The organism is Comamonas sp. NyZ500 (genome assembly GCF_016772095.1).
GTDB lineage: Bacteria > Pseudomonadota > Gammaproteobacteria > Burkholderiales > Burkholderiaceae_C > Comamonas > Comamonas thiooxydans.
In genome coordinates this window covers 1-18339 of record NZ_JAEIJE010000023.1, presented here as the reverse complement: position 1 = coordinate 18339, position 18339 = coordinate 1, and the positions used below count along the sequence as shown (strand labels likewise).

The following is an 18339-nucleotide window of genomic DNA, read 5'->3' as shown; positions in this document are numbered from 1 at the left end:
CGCTTGGCCAAGAAATCCTTTATGCAATGCCTGGCCCTGCCCGAGGTTGAATCCAGCGGCGGCGAGGCATCGCGCACCCTGACCGAGCAAACCTATGCCCGGCTGCGCACCGACATTGTCGAAGGCCGCCTGCTGCCTGGCAGCAAGCTGCGCATAGAGCATCTGCGCCAGGCTTACGAGGTCGGTGCAGGCACCTTGCGGGAGGCGTTGACGCGCCTGGTCAGTGATGCCCTGGTCACAACCGAAGGCCAGCGCGGCTTTCGCGTCTCCACCATCGCCATGGACGACCTGCAGGACATCACCCGCCTGCGGGTACATATCGAAACCCATGCACTGCGTGAATCCATACGCCATGGCGACGCGGCCTGGCGGTCCCAGTTGCAGGCCAGCTATGACGAGCTCTCGGCAGCCGAGCAACCGCTGTCCAGCGACAACCGCCGCCAGTGGGAGGCCTTGAACCTGCGCTTTCACGAGACCCTGCTCTCCGGCTATGCATCCCCTTGGACATTGAAGGTGCTACGCCTGCTGGCGCGCCATAGCGAGCGCTACCGCTGCTACGCCATGGAGCAGCCCGCGCTCACCCGCGATGTGCATGCCGAGCACCAGGAGATCTTCGAGCTCGCCATGGCTGGCCACGAGGCCCGCGCGGCCCTGGCCCTGGAAGCCCATATTTGCACCACCCCCCATCTGCTGCTGCAGGCCATGCGGGAAGGCAAACTGGTGTTGCCTGGCATCCGGCCGGAAGGGGAGGTATGAACTGCAGCACAGTTTTATCATTTTGATATCCGTCTGTGCTGGATAGGAAAGTGCCAGAGGATAGACAGGGTATGTCTACCTGTCTAAGAGCAGTCCATCACTCGATTGCCGTTGCCATTCAGGCCACTGACCACGAATAACTCCGTAGGCCAGCATTCGTCAGAGGCTTGCATGAATCAAGCCGACTTCCGCTTTTGGCCGGGACGCGACCGTCTCAGAACGAATACGAAAGGACTTTCCTAGTTCTGCGCTGATGCCCAATGATCAGCATGGATGCTCGAAAGTCCCATCGGATTCAACTGGAGAATGCCATGACTGAGCTGACCGATGGGCCCATCGTGCGAGTGGGCGTCGATCTTTCCAGGCGGTTCTACCAAGTGCAAGCGGTGGATCAGTGGGGCCACCTGGTACTTGCTAAATCCCTATCTCCCGAGCGCTTTTATGCATGGTGCGCCATTAAGCGCGTCGGCCATACCAATCAGCTTAATGAGCGCATCTTGATCTGAGCTGTTGAACCTGATTTGGTCCTTGTACCACCCAAAAAAGGGCTCGCCCTTCCATTCGATAAGATGGAATCACTTTGCTTCACCCTCAAGCTTCATGTCGATGTAGTCCATTGACCAGGCAAGTTCGGCGTCAGATAAGAGCAATGCATCAACATCTTCCTTGGTGACTGGGGCATCGGTGGCATCCAACCAATTGCTAGTTCTAACCAAGTGCAAGTCGTAAGCCATGACGGAATGCTCTCTAGAGCTGCTGTGTCGTGGATTGACGGTTAGGTTGTACTTTGGGCTACCGACAAGGTCGGCTGGCTAAAAAATCGCCCAGGCTCACTGCACGCAGCGAAGACACTACCCCGTTCAAGTACTTCACCGTGTCTTCAGCAAAGGCATCAATGCAGAGGTAATTGCTTGCGCCTGCTCCGAGGTCAGTGGGTCGTACGAGACAACAATATAGGCGCCCTCCTCAAGTACATCCGCACGGGCGACGTGGTCGCTGAGTATGCCCACCACCTGCTCTGGCGTAAGTCCGAAGTAGTTGCTGCACTGTTCTCTGGCCCAGTAGTTCACTTGCCTGATGTGAAGGCACTCTTGTCTACGTGGACCGGATTGAGCCCGGACTTGCATACGCTCTTCATCACTTGATCTCCAGAATTCGTCTTCCTCTTCAGCCAGCACATCCATGTCCTCCACCGCAGCGAAGAACGCACCAAAGCTGCGTATGTAGAGGGGGATCACCTGATCGAAAACATACTTCAGGTCGGCTCCATTTTTCGCGGAATTGAATTCGACAGTCATGTAGTCTTCAAGGCATGGAAGCGCCTCTGAATTTCGCCGATACCTCCGGCTTAAAAGTCCAATTTCAAGGCCACTGACCTCCTCGTGAAGTCGATAGCTCACTTCATGGATAGGCCAATCGGGCCGGTCTTCAAATGTGATGACATCCACATTCGCCAGCCCCCAAGGTGCAGGAAGCAAAGACAAACTCTGGCATAGCTTTGCGTAGATTTCAGCAGGACTTTCGTCAAAATCGAATACTCTGCAAACCCTGACAACGTTGGACGTATTTTTCATTTTCTCCGCTGCCGGACATTCATTCCGCTCGGACAGACCGAGTGGACTCCGAAATTCAATCTACGCTTTTCTGCCGCGCTTTTTTGCTCTGGCATCTGCAGGCAAGTACCGCTCGGCATACACACCATTTGGGTTCAGCACGGTCGCGGAACGATTCATGCGATGCCTTCTCCGAATTCGGATCGCTGAATCGGAAGGGGCGGAACGAAAACCTGCACTCTCAGGACGCCTCGAATGAGCCAATGCACGTTCCAGCCCAGATTACCACTGGGGGGCGTTGTTGCACAAATTGCCGGCTAAGGTGAGGTCCTGCGGCGCGGCGAGGATGCGCGTGGTGACGAAGCCGCGAACGACGACTGCGTTCTGCACGCGCGCCATGACCATGTTGATGCCGCCGGTGCCGAGGCAGCGCCCCGTGGCGGGGTCATTGCCGGGGTCGGCCGCTCCGCTTTCAGGGACCAGAAGAATCTGTAGGCGTCTTCGCCATCAAGCCAGATGCGTTCAATCGGGAAGCATGGCGTTTCTTCCGGTGGAAGCCGGTCCGGCGGCGGAGCCTGCGCCGGCTGCAACCGCACATCGGTCGCTGTCTCCTGCTTCTCGCGCAGTATCCGCTCACGCTCTTGCTGGCGCAGCAGCTCCTGCGCGGCGTTCTCCTGTTCGGCACTGTTTTTCGTTTGTGCGGACGCCGGCACCATCAGCGCCAGCAGGCCGAACAAGGCCCAACGCGCCTGTCGAAGCCAATCTCCCATCCCATCTCCTTTTGCAAGCGTGTGGAGACACGCTGCGGCCCTGCACGAACGCCGGGGTTCGCCGTGACCGTTTGATCTGAAGTGGATAAGGATAGGAACGGACTCGATCGAACGGCATAAGAAGATTCTTAAAAATGGCCGTGGGGATGCGCCGGTCAGCACAGTGCTGGCCAAACGAAGCGCAATGGTCTTCGTTCTGACGAGCTTTGCGCTTTTTGGCCTTTGATGTCGTGCGTATGAGTTTTTCACGGCGGGCGGCTTCACAGACGAAGACGCGGGCTTGTGCGAGCCATGGCGGGTTCAGACCGGCCTTCCGCTCCCCCAGCCGGCAGCCGCAGAACCACACCAATACAGGTATTAACCCGAATAGAGTCGCTGAAACTGGCTAAAATCGCGCCCATCCCGCGGGAGAGCGGAGCCTTTCAAGGGTTCCCGCCGAAGGCGCAAACTCCCATAATCGCTCAGGCAATAAGTACCGCAGGTGGGTCTGACAGGACCCGGATATCGCCAACTGGAGAGCAGCCCGCAACCACAAGTCTGCAGGGCTCACCGAAGGGGCAAGCATGTCCACCGCGAAGGTGCTCATGCGCAACTCTCAGGTAAAAGGACAGCGGGAGAGGCAAGCCGGACACTCCCGCCGATGTGAGTGGCTGGTCTATTTTCAAGTGCCTTCATGCTTCCTTCCGTCTCTTTGCTGGACTCGTTCCAGGCCTCCAACTTCACCGTCATGCTGGTCATCTATCTGGTGGCCATTACCGCCGAAGCCATGTCCGGCGCACTCGCCGCAGGCAGGCGCAATATGGATATCTTCGGCGTCGTCGTCATCGCCTTTGTCACAGCCCTGGGAGGCGGCACCATCCGCGACATGGTGCTGGGCCACTACCCCATCGGCTGGACCCAGCACCCTGAATATGTGTATCTGGTCATCAGCTTCGGTCTGCTGACCACCGTGATTGCACGCCATATGCACAGGCTCAAGCAGGTGTTTCTGCTGCTGGACGCCATGGGCCTGATCGCCTTTTCGCTGATCGGCTGCAATACCGCGCTGGAGTTGGGCTACCCCACCATCGTCATCATCATGGCCGGCATGATTACCGGCATCAGCGGCGGCATCTTGCGCGATGTGCTCTGCAACCAGGTCCCCGTGGTGTTCCGCCGCGAGCTGTATGCCAGCGTGTCGCTGTCGGTATGCCTGATGTTCCTGGGCCTGCGCTATCTGGATGTCAGCCCCAATATCAGCACCATCGTGTGTTTTGCCGGCGGCCTGGCCTTCCGTCTGGCCGCCATTCGTTTCAAATGGCGTCTGCCGGTTTTTTCGTACCAGCAGCGCTGGGAGTGATCGAGACTCCCCTGTGGCGCTGCGCGCCTCCCCCTCTCTTGCTAAGCAGGAGGGGGACGCAGCCATCGCTGCGGGGCGGCCCTTGCTTGGCTGCTCTGAACTAGACTGCGCCATGCATTACCCATGTAGTTTCACTTTCCATGTCTGAACCGATCACATGGATGCCGGATGGCACCCCCTATAGTTCCAGATTCGGCGATCGCTATCACAGCGAGTTCGGCGGCCTCGACCAGGCCCGCCAGGTTTTTCTCGGTGGCTGCGATCTGCCAGTTGCCTGGGCCGATGCAGCGCAGTGGCGCATTCTGGAAACCGGCTTTGGCTTCGGCCTGAATTTCCTGGTCACCTGGGCGGCATGGAAGGCCGATCCCAGACGCCCGCGCATTCTGCATTTTGTCTCGGTGGAGGCCTACCCTGTCTCGCGCGAGGATCTGCTCGCGTTTTTGCCGGCCGATGAGGTACTGCGCGCGCTTGGCGAACAACTGGCCGAGCAATGGTGGGGACTGCTGCCCGGCGTGCATCGCCTTTCCTTTGATGACGGCCAGGTGCTGCTGACGCTCTATATAGGCGATGCCAGGACCATGCTGCGCAAACAGCAGATGACGGCGGACAGCGTATATCTGGATGGCTTCTCTCCCCAGCTCAACCCCGAGATGTGGGATGAAGATGCCATGAAGAACATTGCCCGCCATTGCCGCCGGGGCACGCAGCTTGCCACCTGGTGCGTGGCCGGCCATGTGCGCCTGGCGCTCAAGGCTCAGGGTTTTGAAGTCAAGAAGCGCGCTGGCGTGCCGCCCAAGCGCCATAACCTGCATGCAGCCTACAACCCGGCCTGGGAGCCACGCCATCGCCCTGACGGCCTGCCTGCACCCATGGGCCAGGCCGGCCGCTGCCTGGTGCTGGGTGCAGGCCTGGCTGGTGCCGCCGCTGCCGCCAGCCTGGCAAGACGCGGCTGGGAAGTGACGGTGCTGGATGCTGCGGCCGAGCCTGCGGCAGGAGCATCAGGCCTGCCAGCCGGCTTGTTTTGCCCGCATATTTCGCCCGATGACAGTGTTCTATCGCGCCTGTCCAGAAGCGGCGTACGCACAACGCTACAAAATCTGCAGCAACTGAGCCAAGCGCAAAAGTTGCATCCAGCCCAGGACTGGGCCCATGGCGGCGTGCTGGAGCATGACCTGAACGAGCCCTCCCATCTGCCCAGGTCATGGCTGCAACCCGGCAGCGAGACCAGCCCCTGGGGCCTGCACTGGAGTGCGCCTGCGCAGCTGGCTCAGCTGGCTGCGGCAAAGCTGCCTGCAGACAGCCACGCTGTCTGGCATGAGCAGGCTGGCTGGGTACGCCCCGCACAACTGGTGCGCGCGCTGCTGCAAGCCCCCGGGATTCATTGGCAGGGCCATGCCCGAGCTTCACGGCTGATGCGCGATGAAGTGCGCAACATCTGGCAGGTGCTGGATGCGCAGAGCCAGACCCTGGCCGAAGCCCCCATGCTGGTGCTGGCCCTGGGCCCGGACACCAAGCCCTTGTTGCAGGCCAGCGGCCTGGCAGCAGGAGAATGGGAGCTGCAAGCCATACGCGGCCAGGTCAGCGTGGCCGAGCATGATGCAGGGACGCTTGCGGCCATGCCGCCCTTCCCTGTCAACGGTCATGGCAATCTGGTGCCGGACTTCCCTTCGGCCGACCGGGCCGGCGCGCACCAGTGGATCATGGGATCGACCTTCGAGCGCGATGTGACCGAGCTGCCGCCCACGGCTGCCGACCAGCAGGCCGCCCATGCCAGCAATGGCGAAAAGCTGGGCGCTTTGCTGCCCGGCTGCAGGCAGGCGCTGGGCTCCTTCTTCGATGCGAACCAGCGGCCCGCCACCTGGGCGCGCCTGCGTTGCGCGGCCTATGACCGTCTGCCGCTGGCAGGCCCCGCCGGGCAGTCGGCCACCGATCTACCGGGCCTGTGGGTGCTGACGGGGCTGGGCTCACGCGGGTTGACACTGTCCATGCTATGCGGCGAGCTGCTGGCAGCACGCCTGCATGGCGAGCCGCTGCCGCTGGATGGCAGACTGGCTCAGGCCCTGGGTACGCAGCGCCTGTGGAGCCGCTCCCTTCAGCAGCCCAGGTAGGCCACTGGCGAAAAAAAGCACGCAGCGCTTACGAAGAAGTGCTGCGTGCCATTTCGGGCCTGATTCTGAAGCCGGTTTTATTCGCTGCTTAACGATGCCACGGTGACCAGGGGCTCGAGCCTGGTCGCCAGTACCTTGTCCAGCGTCTTGCCGTCCATGTCCACGACTTCAAAGCGCCAGTCTTCCCACTCCACCACGTCGGCTTCGGTAGGCACGCGGCCCAGCAGCAGCATGATCATGCCGCTCAGGGTGTGATAGCGGCCGCGCTCTTCCTCGGGAACGGTATGCAGGCTCAGGCGGTCCTTGAGTTCGGGCACGGGAATATGGCCGTCCAGCAGCCAGCTGCCGTCTTCGCGCTGCACGGCCCAGCTGGTTTCGGGATCACGCGGCTGGAATTCGCCGGTAATCGCCTCGATCAGGTCCTGCAGCGTGACAATGCCCTGCACCTCGCCGTACTCGTCGATCACAAAGGCCATATGCAGATCGGAGGTGCGGAAGTTGTCCAGCAGCTCCATGCCGGTAATGGTCTCGGGCACATAGAGGGCAGCCTGCAGAGGCTGGTCCTTGAGCGCCTGCCTGCCCTTGTTGAGCAAGGCCTGCGTCAGCCACTGTCGGGCGTTGAGCACGCCCACGATATTGTTCATATCGCCGCGCACGACCGGAAAGCGCGCATGGTCGGCCTGCTCGACACGGGCCAGAGTCTCTTCCAGGCTCTCGTCGATATCGAGACAGATGACATCGCTGCGCGGCACCATCAGCGAGCCGATCTGGCGGTCGTCCAGACGGAACACATTGCGCACCATGGTGTGCTCTTGCGACTCGATCACGCCGGCCGTGTGGCCTTCCACCAAAATGGCCTGGATTTCCTCTTCGGTCACCACGCTGCCATTGCTTTCCTTGACGCCCAGAACCTTGAGCAGGCCGCGCGTCGATGCCGACAGCAGCCAGACAAAGGGTTTGGTGGCCAGGGCCAGGAAGTTGATGGGACGCGAGATCAGGCGCGCCAGGGCCTCGGGATGGGTCTGACCCAGGCGCTTGGGAACCAGCTCGCCCACAACGATGGAGAAGTAGGTGATCAGCACCACCACCAGGCCGGTGGAGAGGTAGTCGGCGTATTTCTGGGTCATGCCCAGGGTGATCAGCCAGTTCTCCAGCGGGCCGGCCAGAGCCGCCTCGCCGACGATGCCGTTGAGCACGCCGATGGAGGTGATACCAATCTGGATGGTGGAGAGGAAACGCGTTGGGTCCTCTCCCAATTTGATAGCAGCTTCCGCGCCGCTGTCGCCCTCATCCACCAGTTTCTGCATGCGGGTTTTGCGGGCGGTAACCAGCGCAATTTCCGACATGGCGAAGACGCCGTTCAGACAGATGAGAGCGAAAAGTATGGCTATTTCCATAGTCAGGCACCCGCTTTCAATCCAGGCGCCTCAATCATTGAACAAGCCTTGATTCTAGAGAATGCCCGGCACAGGGGCGCTCACAAAATGCAAGCGCGCAGAAAGGAAATTGGTTCAGGAGCTCCGTAAGAGCGTTCTGGCAGCTCTTCACATATTCATTCAGATATATATGAAGCACTAAATAATCGTTTGTTTTTATATAAAGCCTCTCTACAGTTCTGACCAACGATCAAAGTGCAATGCCACCCGAGGCAAGGCATCCGCTCCACGGAAGAACTGAAGACATGTATCAATACACCGATTTCGACAAAGCGTTCGTCAAGCAACGCGCCGACCAGTTCCGTGACCAGCTCCAACGCTGGCAGGCAGGCAAGCTCACGGAAGACGATTTCCGCCCGCTGCGCCTGCAAAACGGCTGGTATGTGCAGCGCTACGCCCCCATGCTGCGCGTGGCCGTGCCCTACGGCGAAATCAACTCGGCCCAGATCCGCGTGCTGGCCAAGGTGGCCCGTGAGTACGACGAGCCCGAGGCCGAAGTCTTCAAACAGGCTCTGGAAGGCCAGGGCAAGCTGGGCACGACCTACCTGCCCAAGAACTGCGCCCACTTCACCACCCGCACCAATGTGCAGTTCAACTGGATTCCGCTGAGCAAGTCCGCCGATGTGATGGATCTGCTGGCATCGGTGAACCTGCACGGCATCCAGACCAGCGGCAACTGCATCCGCAACACCACCACCGATGCGCTGGCCGGTATCGCACCCGACGAGATCATCGATCCCCGTCCCTACGCAGAAATCCTGCGCCAGTGGACCACGCTGCACCCCGAGTTCGCGTTTCTGCCACGCAAGTTCAAGATCGCCATCACCGGCGCCAGCGAGGACCGCGCCGCCACGGGCTGGCATGACGTGGGCCTGCACATGGTCAAGAACGAAGCCGGCGAGATCGGCTTCAAGGTCTTCGTGGGCGGCGGCATGGGCCGCACGCCCGTGATCGGCACCGTGATCCGCGAGTTCCTGCCCTGGAACCAGATCATGAATTACATCGAGGCCATCGTCCGCGTCTACAACGAGCTGGGCCGCCGCGACAACAAGTACAAGGCCCGTATCAAGATTCTGGTCAAGGCCGAAGGCCAGGCCTATATCGATGCCGTGGAAGAGGAATTCCGCCAGATCGTCGAAGTGGACGGCGGCCCTCACACCGTGCCCCAGGCCGAGTTCGATCGCGTGTCTGCCATGTTCACCACGCCCGCTCTGCCCGTGGTGGCCGATGCCGCAGGCGATGAGCAGGCCCTGATTGCCCAGACCGCCAAGGAACCTGCTTTTGCACGCTGGATTGCCCGCAACGTCCACGCCCACCGCGTGGCCGGTCTGCGCGCCGTGACCCTGTCCTTCAAGCGTGTGGGCCAGGCCCCCGGCGATGCGCAAAGCGAACAGCTCGACGCACTGGCTCATCTGGTGGACAAGTTCTCCGCCGGCGAAGCCCGCGTGACGCACGACCAGAACGTGATGCTGCCCTGGGTGCAGGTCGGACAGCTGCATGCACTGTGGACCGAGGCCAAGGCCCTGGGTCTGGCCAGCACCAATGTGGCGCTGCTCACCGACATGATCGCCTGCCCCGGCGGCGACTTCTGCGCGCTGGCCAATGCCCGCAGCCTGCCGATTGCCGACGCCATCACGGCCCGCTACCAGGATCTGGACGAGCTGGACGACATCGGCGAGATCGATCTGCACATCAGCGGTTGCATCAACAGCTGCGGCCACCACCACAGCGGCCATATCGGCATTCTGGGCGTGGATAAGGACGGCAAGGAGTGGTACCAGGTCACGCTGGGCGGCTCCGACGGCTCGAGCCTGTCCGGCCAGGCCGTGGCCGGCAAGGTCATCGGCCCCTCGTTCAGCGCAGCCGAGGTGCCCGATGTGATCGAAGCCGTGCTCAGCACCTATCGCGACCTGCGCCAGCCCGGCGAGCACTTCATCGACGCCGTGCGCCGCATCGGCCTGGACCCCTTCAAGGAAGCCGGCAAGGCAGCCCGCCACCCTGTGGAAGCCGAAGAAGAAGCGCTGGCCTGAAGCCATAAGAACAAGGATAGAGTCATGAAAATTCTGGCAAGCAACGAATACCAGGCCCCCAGCGAGAGCACCGGCAATGTGCTGGTGCTGGCCAACGATGTGAACGCCCTTGAGGTGAATCTGGACGGCATCACGCAGGTAGATCTGCATTTTCCTAACTTCACCGACGGCCGCGCCTTCAGCCAGGCCTATCTGCTGCGCCGTCGTCTGAAGTTTGCGGGCGATATCCGTGCCACCGGCGACGTGCTGATCGACCAGCTGGTTCAAATGGAGCGCACGGGCTTCAGCAGCGCCGTGCTGCGCGAAGGCGTGGACGCCGCCGATGCCCAGCGCCAGTTCGAGCGCTTTGGCGGTTTCTACCAGGCCGATGCCGTGCACACACAGCCCCATTTCGTAGAGGTGCAAGCATGAGCCAGCTCGCCCCCGTAAGCACCCTCGACCTGGATCTGGCACAAATCAATGCCGAACTGGGCCGCGACGCCCAGGCGCTGGTGAACTGGGCCGTGGGCCTGGATCAGCCCACCATAGTCACCACCAACTTCCGCCCCTTCGAGGCGGTGATCCTGCACATGGTCACGCGCGCCAACCCCGACGTGCCCGTGGTCTGGATGGACAACGGCTACAACACCGAAGCCACCTATCGGTTTGCCGATGCGGTGACCAAGCAGCTTGGGCTCAACCTCAAGATCTACCTGCCGCTGCGCTCACGCGCCCACCGCGAGGCTGTGGAAGGCGCCACGCCGGCGCTGGACGATCCGCGCCATGCGGCCTTCACAGAAGAAGTGAAGCTGGAGCCCTTTGCCCGCGCCCTGCGCGAAACAGCACCCAAGGTCTGGTTCACCGCCCTGCGCGCCACCGACACCGCCGTGCGAGCACAGATGGAGCCCGTGAGCATCAATCCCGACGGTCTGATCAAGGTTGCGCCGCTGCTGCACTGGTCGTCCAAGGAGCTGTACGAATACTGCGAAAAGCACGGCCTGCCCAACAACTTTGACTATGTGGACCCGACCAAGGGTGAAGACAACCGCGAATGCGGCCTGCATATATCTCACTGAGCCCCTGAGCCGCTTTGCGGCTTCCCCATTTCTCGCTGTGCGGAAGGGGGACGACAGCATCGCGGCGGGGCGGCCCTTGCTCGCTGCCTCTTGTTCAGCTTGCGCCAGCTTTTAGGTCTTTCTTAATAAAAAGATAGCTGCTAGCCAAATAGCCATAAGCGCTACAGCATTATTTGATTGGATAAAAAATGAACGCTCGTGTGGATACTTCCGTGTTGAGCCATCTCAGCAACCGCCACCTGGATGCACTGGAAGAAGAAACCATTTTCATCCTGCGCGAAGTGGCCGCGACTTTTGAACGCCCCACCCTGCTGTTTTCGGGCGGCAAGGATTCGCTGGTCATGCTGCGCTGCGCCGAAAAGGCCTTCGGCGCGGGCCGCATTCCCTATCCCTTGCTGATGATCGACACCGGCCACAACTTCCCCGAAGTGACCGATTTCCGCGACCAGCGAGCCAAGGAATTGGGCGCCGAGCTGATCGTGCGCAGCGTGGAAGACTCCATGGCGCGCGGCACCGTGCGTCTGGCACACCCTGGCGAATCGCGCAATGTGCACCAGTCGGTGACGCTGCTGGAGGCGATTGACGAGTTCCGCTTCGATGCCCTGATCGGCGGCGCGCGCCGCGACGAGGAAAAGGCCCGCGCCAAGGAGCGCATCTTCAGCCACCGCGACAGCTTCGGCCAGTGGCAACCCAAGGCTCAGCGCCCCGAGCTGTGGACGCTGTTCAACACCCGCATTGCACAGGGCGAGCATTTCCGCGTCTTCCCCATCAGCAACTGGACCGAGCTGGACGTGTGGCAGTACATCGCCCGTGAAAACATCGCCCTGCCATCGATCTACTACACCCACAAGCGCGATGTGGTGGAGCGCAAGGGCCTGCTGGTACCCGTGACCGAACTGACCCCGCCGCGTGAGGGCGAGGAAGTCGTGCAGCGCGATGTGCGCTTCCGTACCGTGGGCGACATCACCTGCACCTGCCCCGTGGAAAGCACGGCAGCAACGGCCGAAGACATCGTGATCGAGACTCTGGCCGCCGAGGTCAGCGAACGTGGCGCGACGCGCATGGATGACAAGACCAGCGAAGCGTCCATGGAAAAGCGCAAGAAAGACGGTTACTTCTAACGCTCCCCCTGTGGCGCTATCGCGCCTTCCCCCTCTCTCGTCAGGCTTCGCCTTCGGGAGGGGGACGACACCAGCGCGGCGGGACGGCCCTTGCGCGGTGTCCGGGGTTGGGCCATGCCTGTTCAAGGATCACGCCCAGGCTTGATCGAAGAAAGAATGCGATGACTGAAACTATTAATTCCGTAGCTGCTAGCGCAAATCCATCAAGCGCTTCAGGCCAATTTGATGCACATAACAGCAGCGCGCTGCGCTTTATCACCTGCGGCTCGGTCGATGACGGCAAGAGCACGCTGATCGGTCGCCTGCTGGTGGACACCCGCGCCGTGCTGCAGGATCAACTGGCCGGCGTCACCAAGTCCGGCGAGACGGACCTGGCCCTGCTGACCGACGGCCTAGCCGCCGAGCGCGAGCAAGGCATCACGATCGATGTGGCCTACCGCTACTTCGCCACCGAGTCGCGCAAGTTCATCATCGGCGACGCTCCCGGTCACGAGCAGTACACACGCAATATGGTGACGGCAGCATCGAGTGCCGATGCCGCCGTGGTGCTGGTCGATGCCACCAAGCTGGACTGGAAGAATGCCGATCTGGAGCTGCTGCCCCAGACCCGCCGCCACAGCCTGCTCGCCCATCTGCTGCGCGTGAATTCACTGGTGTTTGCCGTCAACAAGCTCGACGCCGTGCAGGACCCGGCCCTGGCCTTTGCCCATATCAGCGCCGCGCTGCAGAAGTTCACTGCCTCCGCAGACATCAAGATCACGGCCACCGTGCCCGTGTCCGCGCTCAAGGGCTACAACGTGGTCAACAGCACTGACGGCTGGGCCGGCTACCATGGCCCCAGCCTGCTGCAACTGCTGGAACAGCTGCCCAACACGCCCACCGACAGCGATCTGGCGCTGGCCTTCCCCGTGCAGTGGGTGGAAAAGTTCTCTTCTTCGTCCGACACCAGCCAGGGCCGCCGCGTGTTCTGGGGCCGTGTCGCCACGGGCGTTGCCCGGGTCGGTGCCCAGGTGCAGATTCTGCCCAGCGGCCAGCTCGCGACCGTGGCCCAGGTCATAGACCACGCCCGCGCGCCCAAGGAAGTGGCTGCAGGCCTGTCCGCAGGCATCACGCTGGACCGCGAGGTCGATGTCTCGCGCGGCGACTGGATTGTTGCCGCGCCCGTGCAGGCCGAAGTGGCCGAGGATGATTTTGATGCCCCTGCTGCCGCAAGCCCCTGGCCCAGCAGCCGCGAGATCACCGCCACCGTGGCCTGGATGGACACCGAACCCCTGGTGCCCGGTCGCATTTACTGGGCGCTGCATGGCCATCGCTGGGTCAAGGCCAAGGCGCGCCGCTTGGTGCACCGCCTCAATATCAATACACTGGACAAGGAAGACGCCCAGCAGCTCGAGGCCAATGCCATCGGCCAGGTGGAGCTGGTGCTGCAGGAAGCCATTCCGGCCGCCCCCTTCACCCAAGCCCGCCAGCTGGGCTCGCTGATTCTGGTGGACACCGCCAGCAATGCAACAGCCGGCGCCGCACTGGTGAACTGAAGCTGAAGACAAGGCCGCAACCGCGATCTGGCCGCCAAACCAGATCTCCATACGGCCTTATCCAGCCAGGCACTGGCGCTGCGCGGGAAAAAACCTAAAATCACGGGGTTTTACCAATCCCACCCAAGAAGAAGATTCTCAATGACTCACGTCGTTACCGAAAACTGCATCAAGTGCAAGTACACCGATTGCGTGGACGTTTGCCCCGTGGACTGCTTCCGTGAAGGCCCCAACTTTCTGGTGATCGATCCCGATGAATGCATTGACTGCGCCGTCTGCATTCCCGAGTGCCCGGCCAATGCCATCTTTGCCGAAGAAGATGTGCCTGCCGATCAACTGGCCTTCATCAAGCTGAACGTGGATCTGTCCCAGCTCAAGAGCTGGAAGAGCATCACCAAGCGCAAGGCTTCGCTGCCCGACGCCGACGAGTGGAATGGCAAGCCGAACAAAGTGGATTTGCTGGAACGCTAAGCCAGTCAGGGCGCGGACTGCGCTACGCTTGCCTGCATGAGCCTGTCCAACGCAACGACCAACGCTTCCCTCTCACTACAACCCGCCGTGGAAACCGACGCCATCATCATTGGCGCAGGTCCGGCGGGTTTGTTTCAGGCCTTTCAGCTTGGACTGCAGGGCATTCAAGCCCATTTGATCGATGCCCTGCCCCATGTGGGCGGCCAGTGCAGCCAGCTCTACGCACACAAGCCCATCTACGACATTCCCGGCATTCCGGTCTGCACGGGCCTGGAGCTGGTGCAACTGCTGGAAAAGCAGATCGCGCCCATGCAGGTGAACCGCCATCTGTCCCAGCAAGTACAGACTCTGCAAGCCCTCGACGACGGACGCTGGCAGGTCGGCACCACGGCAGGCGCAATGTTCCACACCCGTACCGTCTTCATCGCCGCAGGCGTCGGCGCGTTCGTGCCCAAGGCCCTCAAGGCGCCAGGAGTGGATGAGCTCGGCACGGGTCAGCTGCACTATCACCCGCAGCAGCTGGATATGGCCGCTGGCCGCCAGGTGCTGATCTATGGCGGCGATGAGGAAGCCGTAGCAGCTGCCATTGCCTGCAGTTCAAGCGCAGCCAGAACCGTTCTCATGCATCGCCGTGACAGCTTCAATGCCGAGCCGGCGCAACTGGCCCGGCTGCAGCAATTGCGCGAATCTGGCACCGTCGAAGTGCTGATCGGCCAGATCACCGAAGTGCTGCACGGCGATGGTCGACTGGAGGCCGTGCAATGGATGGACGGCGAAGGCGACGAGCACCTGCAGCCTGTCGAACAGTTGCTGGTCTACCAGGGCATTTCACCCAAGCTGGGCCCCTTGACGGACTGGGGTCTGGCGCTGGAGCGCAAACAGCTGGTCGTGGATCCGGCAACGCTTGCCACCAGCGCCCCGGGGATTTATGCCATTGGCGACATCGTCAGCTACAGCGGCAAGAAACGGCTGATCCTCTGCGCCTTCCACGAAGCCACCATGGCCGCGTTCGCGGCAGCCGAATACCTGCAAGGCAGCAAGCCTTTGCTGGAGTACACGACGACCAGCGCGCGCCTGCATGCCATCTTGGGCGTGTCTCACTGAAGGGCCGCCAGTGTCCTGCCTCGGACTCCTTGGAGTCCTCAGCTTTTGAGCCTGGCATAAAAAAACCGCTATCCCTCGGGATAGCGGTGTAAATCACGACGGGGTCAGACCCCACCGCGCGCACCTTGATCTCGGCTCAATGGCCATGTGCCGGCTTGACCGGAATGATGGGCACTTCCTTGCCTTCCTTGTCGTAGACCTTGCCACCTTCGACGCGGTCGCCATCGGCCAGGGCTTCCAGCACATGCTGGCTCAGGGCGCGGCCATAGCCGGCTTCAAAGACGGAAGGCTGATCGGAATTGCCTTGCTTGAAGTGGTTGTAGAGCAGGTTCAGGGTCACGGCAACCAGGGCCGTTGCGCTGATACCCGAGTGGAAGATCGTGGCAAACCATGCGGGGAACTGGTCATAGAACTTGGGAGCCACCACCGGCAGCAGACCCGCGCTCACCGAGGTGGCAACAATGATCAGATTCATATTGTTGTTGTATTCCACCTTGGCCAGGGTACGGATGCCGCTGGCAGCCACGGTACCGAACAGCACCAGACCGGCACCGCCCAGCACGGACGGAGGCACGCAGGCCACGATGCGGCCCATCACCGGCAGCACGCCAAACACGATCAGGATCAGGCCGGAGAAAGCCACCACGAAACGGCTCTTGATTCCGGTCACGGCCACCAGACCCACGTTCTGTGCAAAAGCGCTTTGCGTGAAGCCGCCGAAGATGGGAGCCACGATGCTGGAGAGCATGTCGGCGCGCAGACCATCACCCAGACGGCGACCGTCCACGGGGCTGTCCACGATTTCGCCCACGGCCAGCACGTCGGCCGAGGTTTCCACCAGGATCACCAGAATCACGATGAACATGGAGATGGTGGCAGCCATGTCGAAAGTGGGCCAGCCGAAGTGCAAAGGCGTAGGCACCGCAAAAATGGGGCCGTTGAACACCTGGGAGAAATCGGCCTTGCCGATGAAGACGGCCGTGATGGTACCCACCACGATCGCCACCAGAATCGACAGGCGCGACAGCATGGCATTGCCCAGCTTGCTGAACAGCAGCACCATGAACAGCGACAGACCGGCCAGGCCGATATTGCCCATGCTGCCGTAATCAGCCGACTTGGCATTGCCGCCCATGGCCCAATGCGCAGCCACAGGCATCAGCGACATGCCGATCACCGTGATCACGCAGCCGTTGACCAGCGGCGGGAAGAATTTGGTGATGCGCGAGAAAACCGGCGCAATGATCAGGCCCAGTACCGAGGCGTACATGACGGCTCCCAGCACGCCCTGCATGCCACCACCGGTGTGCAGAATGCTGACCATGGTGGCCACGCCTGCGAACGAAACTCCTTGAACCAGCGGCAGACGGCAGCCGAAGAAAGGGATGCCCAGGGTCTGCAGCAAGGTTGCCACACCACCCATGAACAGGCAGGCGGTCACCAGCAGACCGGCATCGGCAGCAGACATGCCAGCCGCTTCAGCGACGATCAGAGGCACCGCCACGATGCCGCCGTACATGGTCAACACATGTTGCAAGCCATACATGAGGTTGGCGGTGACGCCAAGATTCTCATCTTCGGGGCGCTTGACGGCCGCATCCCTGGATGCTCCGGTCTGATCGTTCATCTTTGTCTCCTAAATTACCTACTCACCAAGGCTCTAGAGGCCTTTCGCTCTGTCCGGTCGACTTGCAGCAACTCTTTCGGCAGCGATCTTTTCCGATCGCCCCGGCGAGGCCTTGTGCTGCAGCCAGTCGCTCTTCTTCGAGAGCGATCCGACCTATGGAAAAGAGCAAACCACTCTTTCATTCACCCAAGTCAGTCTTTCAATCTCCTTTGATTGCAGGACATCCGCCGGACGGACTATTCCATTACGCAATCAAAGCCATACCCAGAAGGGCATGAGTCGAGACTTTACGTTGCCAGAAGACCAAAATTGTCTACAGTTTTGTATACAAAGTGCTGACCAGAACCTTTCCAAAGCAAAAAAGCACACCCATTGGCTGCGATCTGGTACCGGAAATTGACGCAGATCATGCCCATCAAGGCATTCATGCCCTCTATAAAGAACAAAAGGATGCAAGACACATTCCCAGTTGTGTCTTGCATCCAGCAGAGAAGAGAAAAAAGAGATCTGGAGCGCTTGTCAGTGCTCGATCAGTCTTCCTCGGCCTGAGCGATGCCGGGAAACAGTACATCGGTAAAGCCGAAACGAGTGAAATCGCGCACCCTCATCGGATAGAGCTTGCCCCAGAGGTGGTCGCACTCATGCTGGACCACGCGCGCGTGAAAGCCATCGACCGTGCGGTCAATCGGGTCGCCGTAGATATCAAAGCCGGTGTAGCGCACCTTGTTCCAGCGTGGCACCATGGCTCGCAGACCCGGAACAGACAGACAGCCTTCCCAATCCAGCTGCTCCTCTTCACCGATGGGTGTGATGACTGGATTGATCAGCACGGTACGAGGCACTATGGGGGCATCCGGATAACGGGGATTGGGCTCACCCGAGCCAAACACCACCATCTGCAAATCCTCGCCGATCTGCGGCGCCGCCAGGCCGGCACCGTTGGCAGCATGCATGGTGTCCAGCAAATCCTTAAGAAGCAGATGCAGCGCATCCGTATCAAATTCAGTCACCGGCTTGGCAAGTCTCAGCAGACGGGGATCACCCATCTTCAAAATGGTACGTACAGTCATATATCAATACGGCGTGCAGCAACCACCGGGTCACCGCACTGTTCAATCATCAAAAGCATAGCGTCGCCACCAATCCACGTGAACGGTGCGGCCAGTTCGAGCATCAGGCACAGAGAATTTAATGAAATTGTGATGAACTTCCTGCGAGCCCATTTTTACACCCTATAATCTAGGTCTTCTTCCTCAATAGCTCAGTCGGTAGAGCGCCGGACTGTTAATCCGTAGGTCCCTGGTTCGAGCCCAGGTTGAGGAGCCAAGAATTTCGATGCTTTGCGGATATCAAAGCATCACACCGACATATTCCTCAATAGCTCAGTCGGTAGAGCGCCGGACTGTTAATCCGTAGGTCCCTGGTTCGAGCCCA

At 60.8% G+C, this 18339-nt stretch carries 17 protein-coding genes, 1 tRNA gene and 2 riboswitches; of the genes, 12 read left to right on the top strand and 6 right to left on the bottom strand.

Annotation, left to right across the window (positions count from 1 at the left end):
* Positions 1 to 3: 3 nt before the first annotated feature.
* Positions 4 to 756 carry a GntR family transcriptional regulator gene (locus tag JAO85_RS22535; RefSeq protein WP_202789075.1) on the top strand — a complete coding sequence of 251 codons (753 nt, stop codon included), beginning with the start codon at positions 4 to 6 and terminating at the stop codon, positions 754 to 756.
* 311 nt (positions 757 to 1067) lie between these two features.
* Positions 1068 to 1262, top strand: a complete 195-nt coding sequence (locus tag JAO85_RS22530; RefSeq protein ID WP_039052282.1) for a hypothetical protein — start codon at positions 1068 to 1070, stop codon at positions 1260 to 1262.
* A 69-nt stretch (positions 1263 to 1331) separates the two neighbouring features.
* On the opposite strand, the gene JAO85_RS22525 is transcribed toward JAO85_RS22530, so the two are convergent.
* From JAO85_RS22525 to JAO85_RS25830, 3 genes are all read right to left on the bottom strand, one after another.
* A complete protein-coding gene (locus JAO85_RS22525) occupies positions 1332 to 1490 on the bottom strand; it encodes a hypothetical protein (RefSeq protein ID WP_202789074.1) in 159 nt (52 codons plus the stop codon).
* Positions 1491 to 1625: 135 nt separating this feature from the next.
* On the bottom strand, positions 1626 to 2330 hold the full coding sequence (locus JAO85_RS22520) for a hypothetical protein (RefSeq protein WP_012839088.1): 705 nt from the start codon (positions 2328 to 2330) through the stop codon (positions 1626 to 1628).
* A gap of 261 nt (positions 2331 to 2591) precedes the next feature.
* A complete protein-coding gene (locus JAO85_RS25830) occupies positions 2592 to 2714 on the bottom strand; it encodes a hypothetical protein (RefSeq protein WP_370552219.1) in 123 nt (40 codons plus the stop codon).
* Positions 2715 to 3474: 760 nt separating this feature from the next.
* Positions 3475 to 3567: riboswitch (glycine riboswitch) on the top strand.
* A gap of 13 nt (positions 3568 to 3580) precedes the next feature.
* Positions 3581 to 3700: riboswitch (glycine riboswitch) on the top strand.
* 52 nt (positions 3701 to 3752) lie between these two features.
* Here JAO85_RS25830 and JAO85_RS22510 point away from each other — a divergent pair.
* Together JAO85_RS22510 and mnmC are read left to right on the top strand one after the other, a co-directional pair.
* On the top strand, positions 3753 to 4418 hold the full coding sequence (locus JAO85_RS22510) for a trimeric intracellular cation channel family protein (protein WP_003069687.1): 666 nt from the start codon (positions 3753 to 3755) through the stop codon (positions 4416 to 4418).
* Positions 4419 to 4579: 161 nt separating this feature from the next.
* Positions 4580 to 6526, top strand: coding sequence for an FAD-dependent 5-carboxymethylaminomethyl-2-thiouridine(34) oxidoreductase MnmC (gene mnmC / locus JAO85_RS22505; RefSeq protein ID WP_202789095.1), 1947 nt, complete (start codon positions 4580 to 4582; stop codon positions 6524 to 6526).
* Positions 6527 to 6603: 77 nt separating this feature from the next.
* On the opposite strand, the gene JAO85_RS22500 is transcribed toward mnmC, so the two are convergent.
* Positions 6604 to 7923 (bottom strand): hemolysin family protein, encoded by a 1320-nt coding sequence (locus JAO85_RS22500; protein ID WP_202789073.1) that lies wholly within the window; start codon positions 7921 to 7923, stop codon positions 6604 to 6606.
* A gap of 284 nt (positions 7924 to 8207) precedes the next feature.
* Between JAO85_RS22500 and JAO85_RS22495 the strand changes: the two genes are divergently transcribed.
* From JAO85_RS22495 to JAO85_RS22465, 7 genes are all read left to right on the top strand, one after another.
* Positions 8208 to 9992, top strand: a complete 1785-nt coding sequence (locus JAO85_RS22495) for a nitrite/sulfite reductase (protein WP_054075316.1) — start codon at positions 8208 to 8210, stop codon at positions 9990 to 9992.
* Between the two features lie 24 nt (positions 9993 to 10016).
* Positions 10017 to 10403, top strand: a complete 387-nt coding sequence (locus JAO85_RS22490; RefSeq protein WP_003080160.1) for a DUF934 domain-containing protein — start codon at positions 10017 to 10019, stop codon at positions 10401 to 10403.
* Complete coding sequence (locus JAO85_RS22485) at positions 10400 to 11047, top strand: phosphoadenosine phosphosulfate reductase family protein (protein WP_012839092.1); 648 nt, start codon at positions 10400 to 10402, stop codon at positions 11045 to 11047. The genes JAO85_RS22490 and JAO85_RS22485 overlap by 4 nt, the downstream gene beginning before the upstream one ends.
* A 188-nt stretch (positions 11048 to 11235) precedes the next feature.
* The gene (cysD, locus tag JAO85_RS22480) at positions 11236 to 12168 is read left to right on the top strand and encodes a sulfate adenylyltransferase subunit CysD (protein WP_003069699.1); all 933 of its coding nucleotides are present in this window, start codon (positions 11236 to 11238) and stop codon (positions 12166 to 12168) included.
* A 161-nt stretch (positions 12169 to 12329) separates the two neighbouring features.
* The gene (locus tag JAO85_RS22475) at positions 12330 to 13703 is read left to right on the top strand and encodes a sulfate adenylyltransferase subunit 1 (protein ID WP_202789072.1); all 1374 of its coding nucleotides are present in this window, start codon (positions 12330 to 12332) and stop codon (positions 13701 to 13703) included.
* Positions 13704 to 13844: 141 nt separating this feature from the next.
* On the top strand, positions 13845 to 14174 hold the full coding sequence (gene fdxA, locus JAO85_RS22470) for a ferredoxin FdxA (RefSeq protein ID WP_003053491.1): 330 nt from the start codon (positions 13845 to 13847) through the stop codon (positions 14172 to 14174).
* A 36-nt stretch (positions 14175 to 14210) separates the two neighbouring features.
* Positions 14211 to 15278: an NAD(P)/FAD-dependent oxidoreductase gene (locus JAO85_RS22465; RefSeq protein ID WP_202789071.1), complete on the top strand. Its 1068-nt coding sequence runs from the start codon at positions 14211 to 14213 to the stop codon at positions 15276 to 15278.
* Between the two features lie 136 nt (positions 15279 to 15414).
* Here JAO85_RS22465 and JAO85_RS22460 read toward each other — a convergent pair whose 3' ends face one another.
* Together JAO85_RS22460 and def are read right to left on the bottom strand one after the other, a co-directional pair.
* On the bottom strand, positions 15415 to 16905 hold the full coding sequence (locus JAO85_RS22460) for a nucleobase:cation symporter-2 family protein (protein WP_003069706.1): 1491 nt from the start codon (positions 16903 to 16905) through the stop codon (positions 15415 to 15417).
* A gap of 530 nt (positions 16906 to 17435) precedes the next feature.
* Positions 17436 to 17975: a peptide deformylase gene (gene def / locus JAO85_RS22455; RefSeq protein WP_054075313.1), complete on the bottom strand. Its 540-nt coding sequence runs from the start codon at positions 17973 to 17975 to the stop codon at positions 17436 to 17438.
* A gap of 180 nt (positions 17976 to 18155) precedes the next feature.
* Between def and JAO85_RS22450 the strand changes: the two genes are divergently transcribed.
* A tRNA-Asn gene (locus JAO85_RS22450) sits at positions 18156 to 18231 on the top strand.
* Positions 18232 to 18339 lie beyond the last annotated feature (108 nt).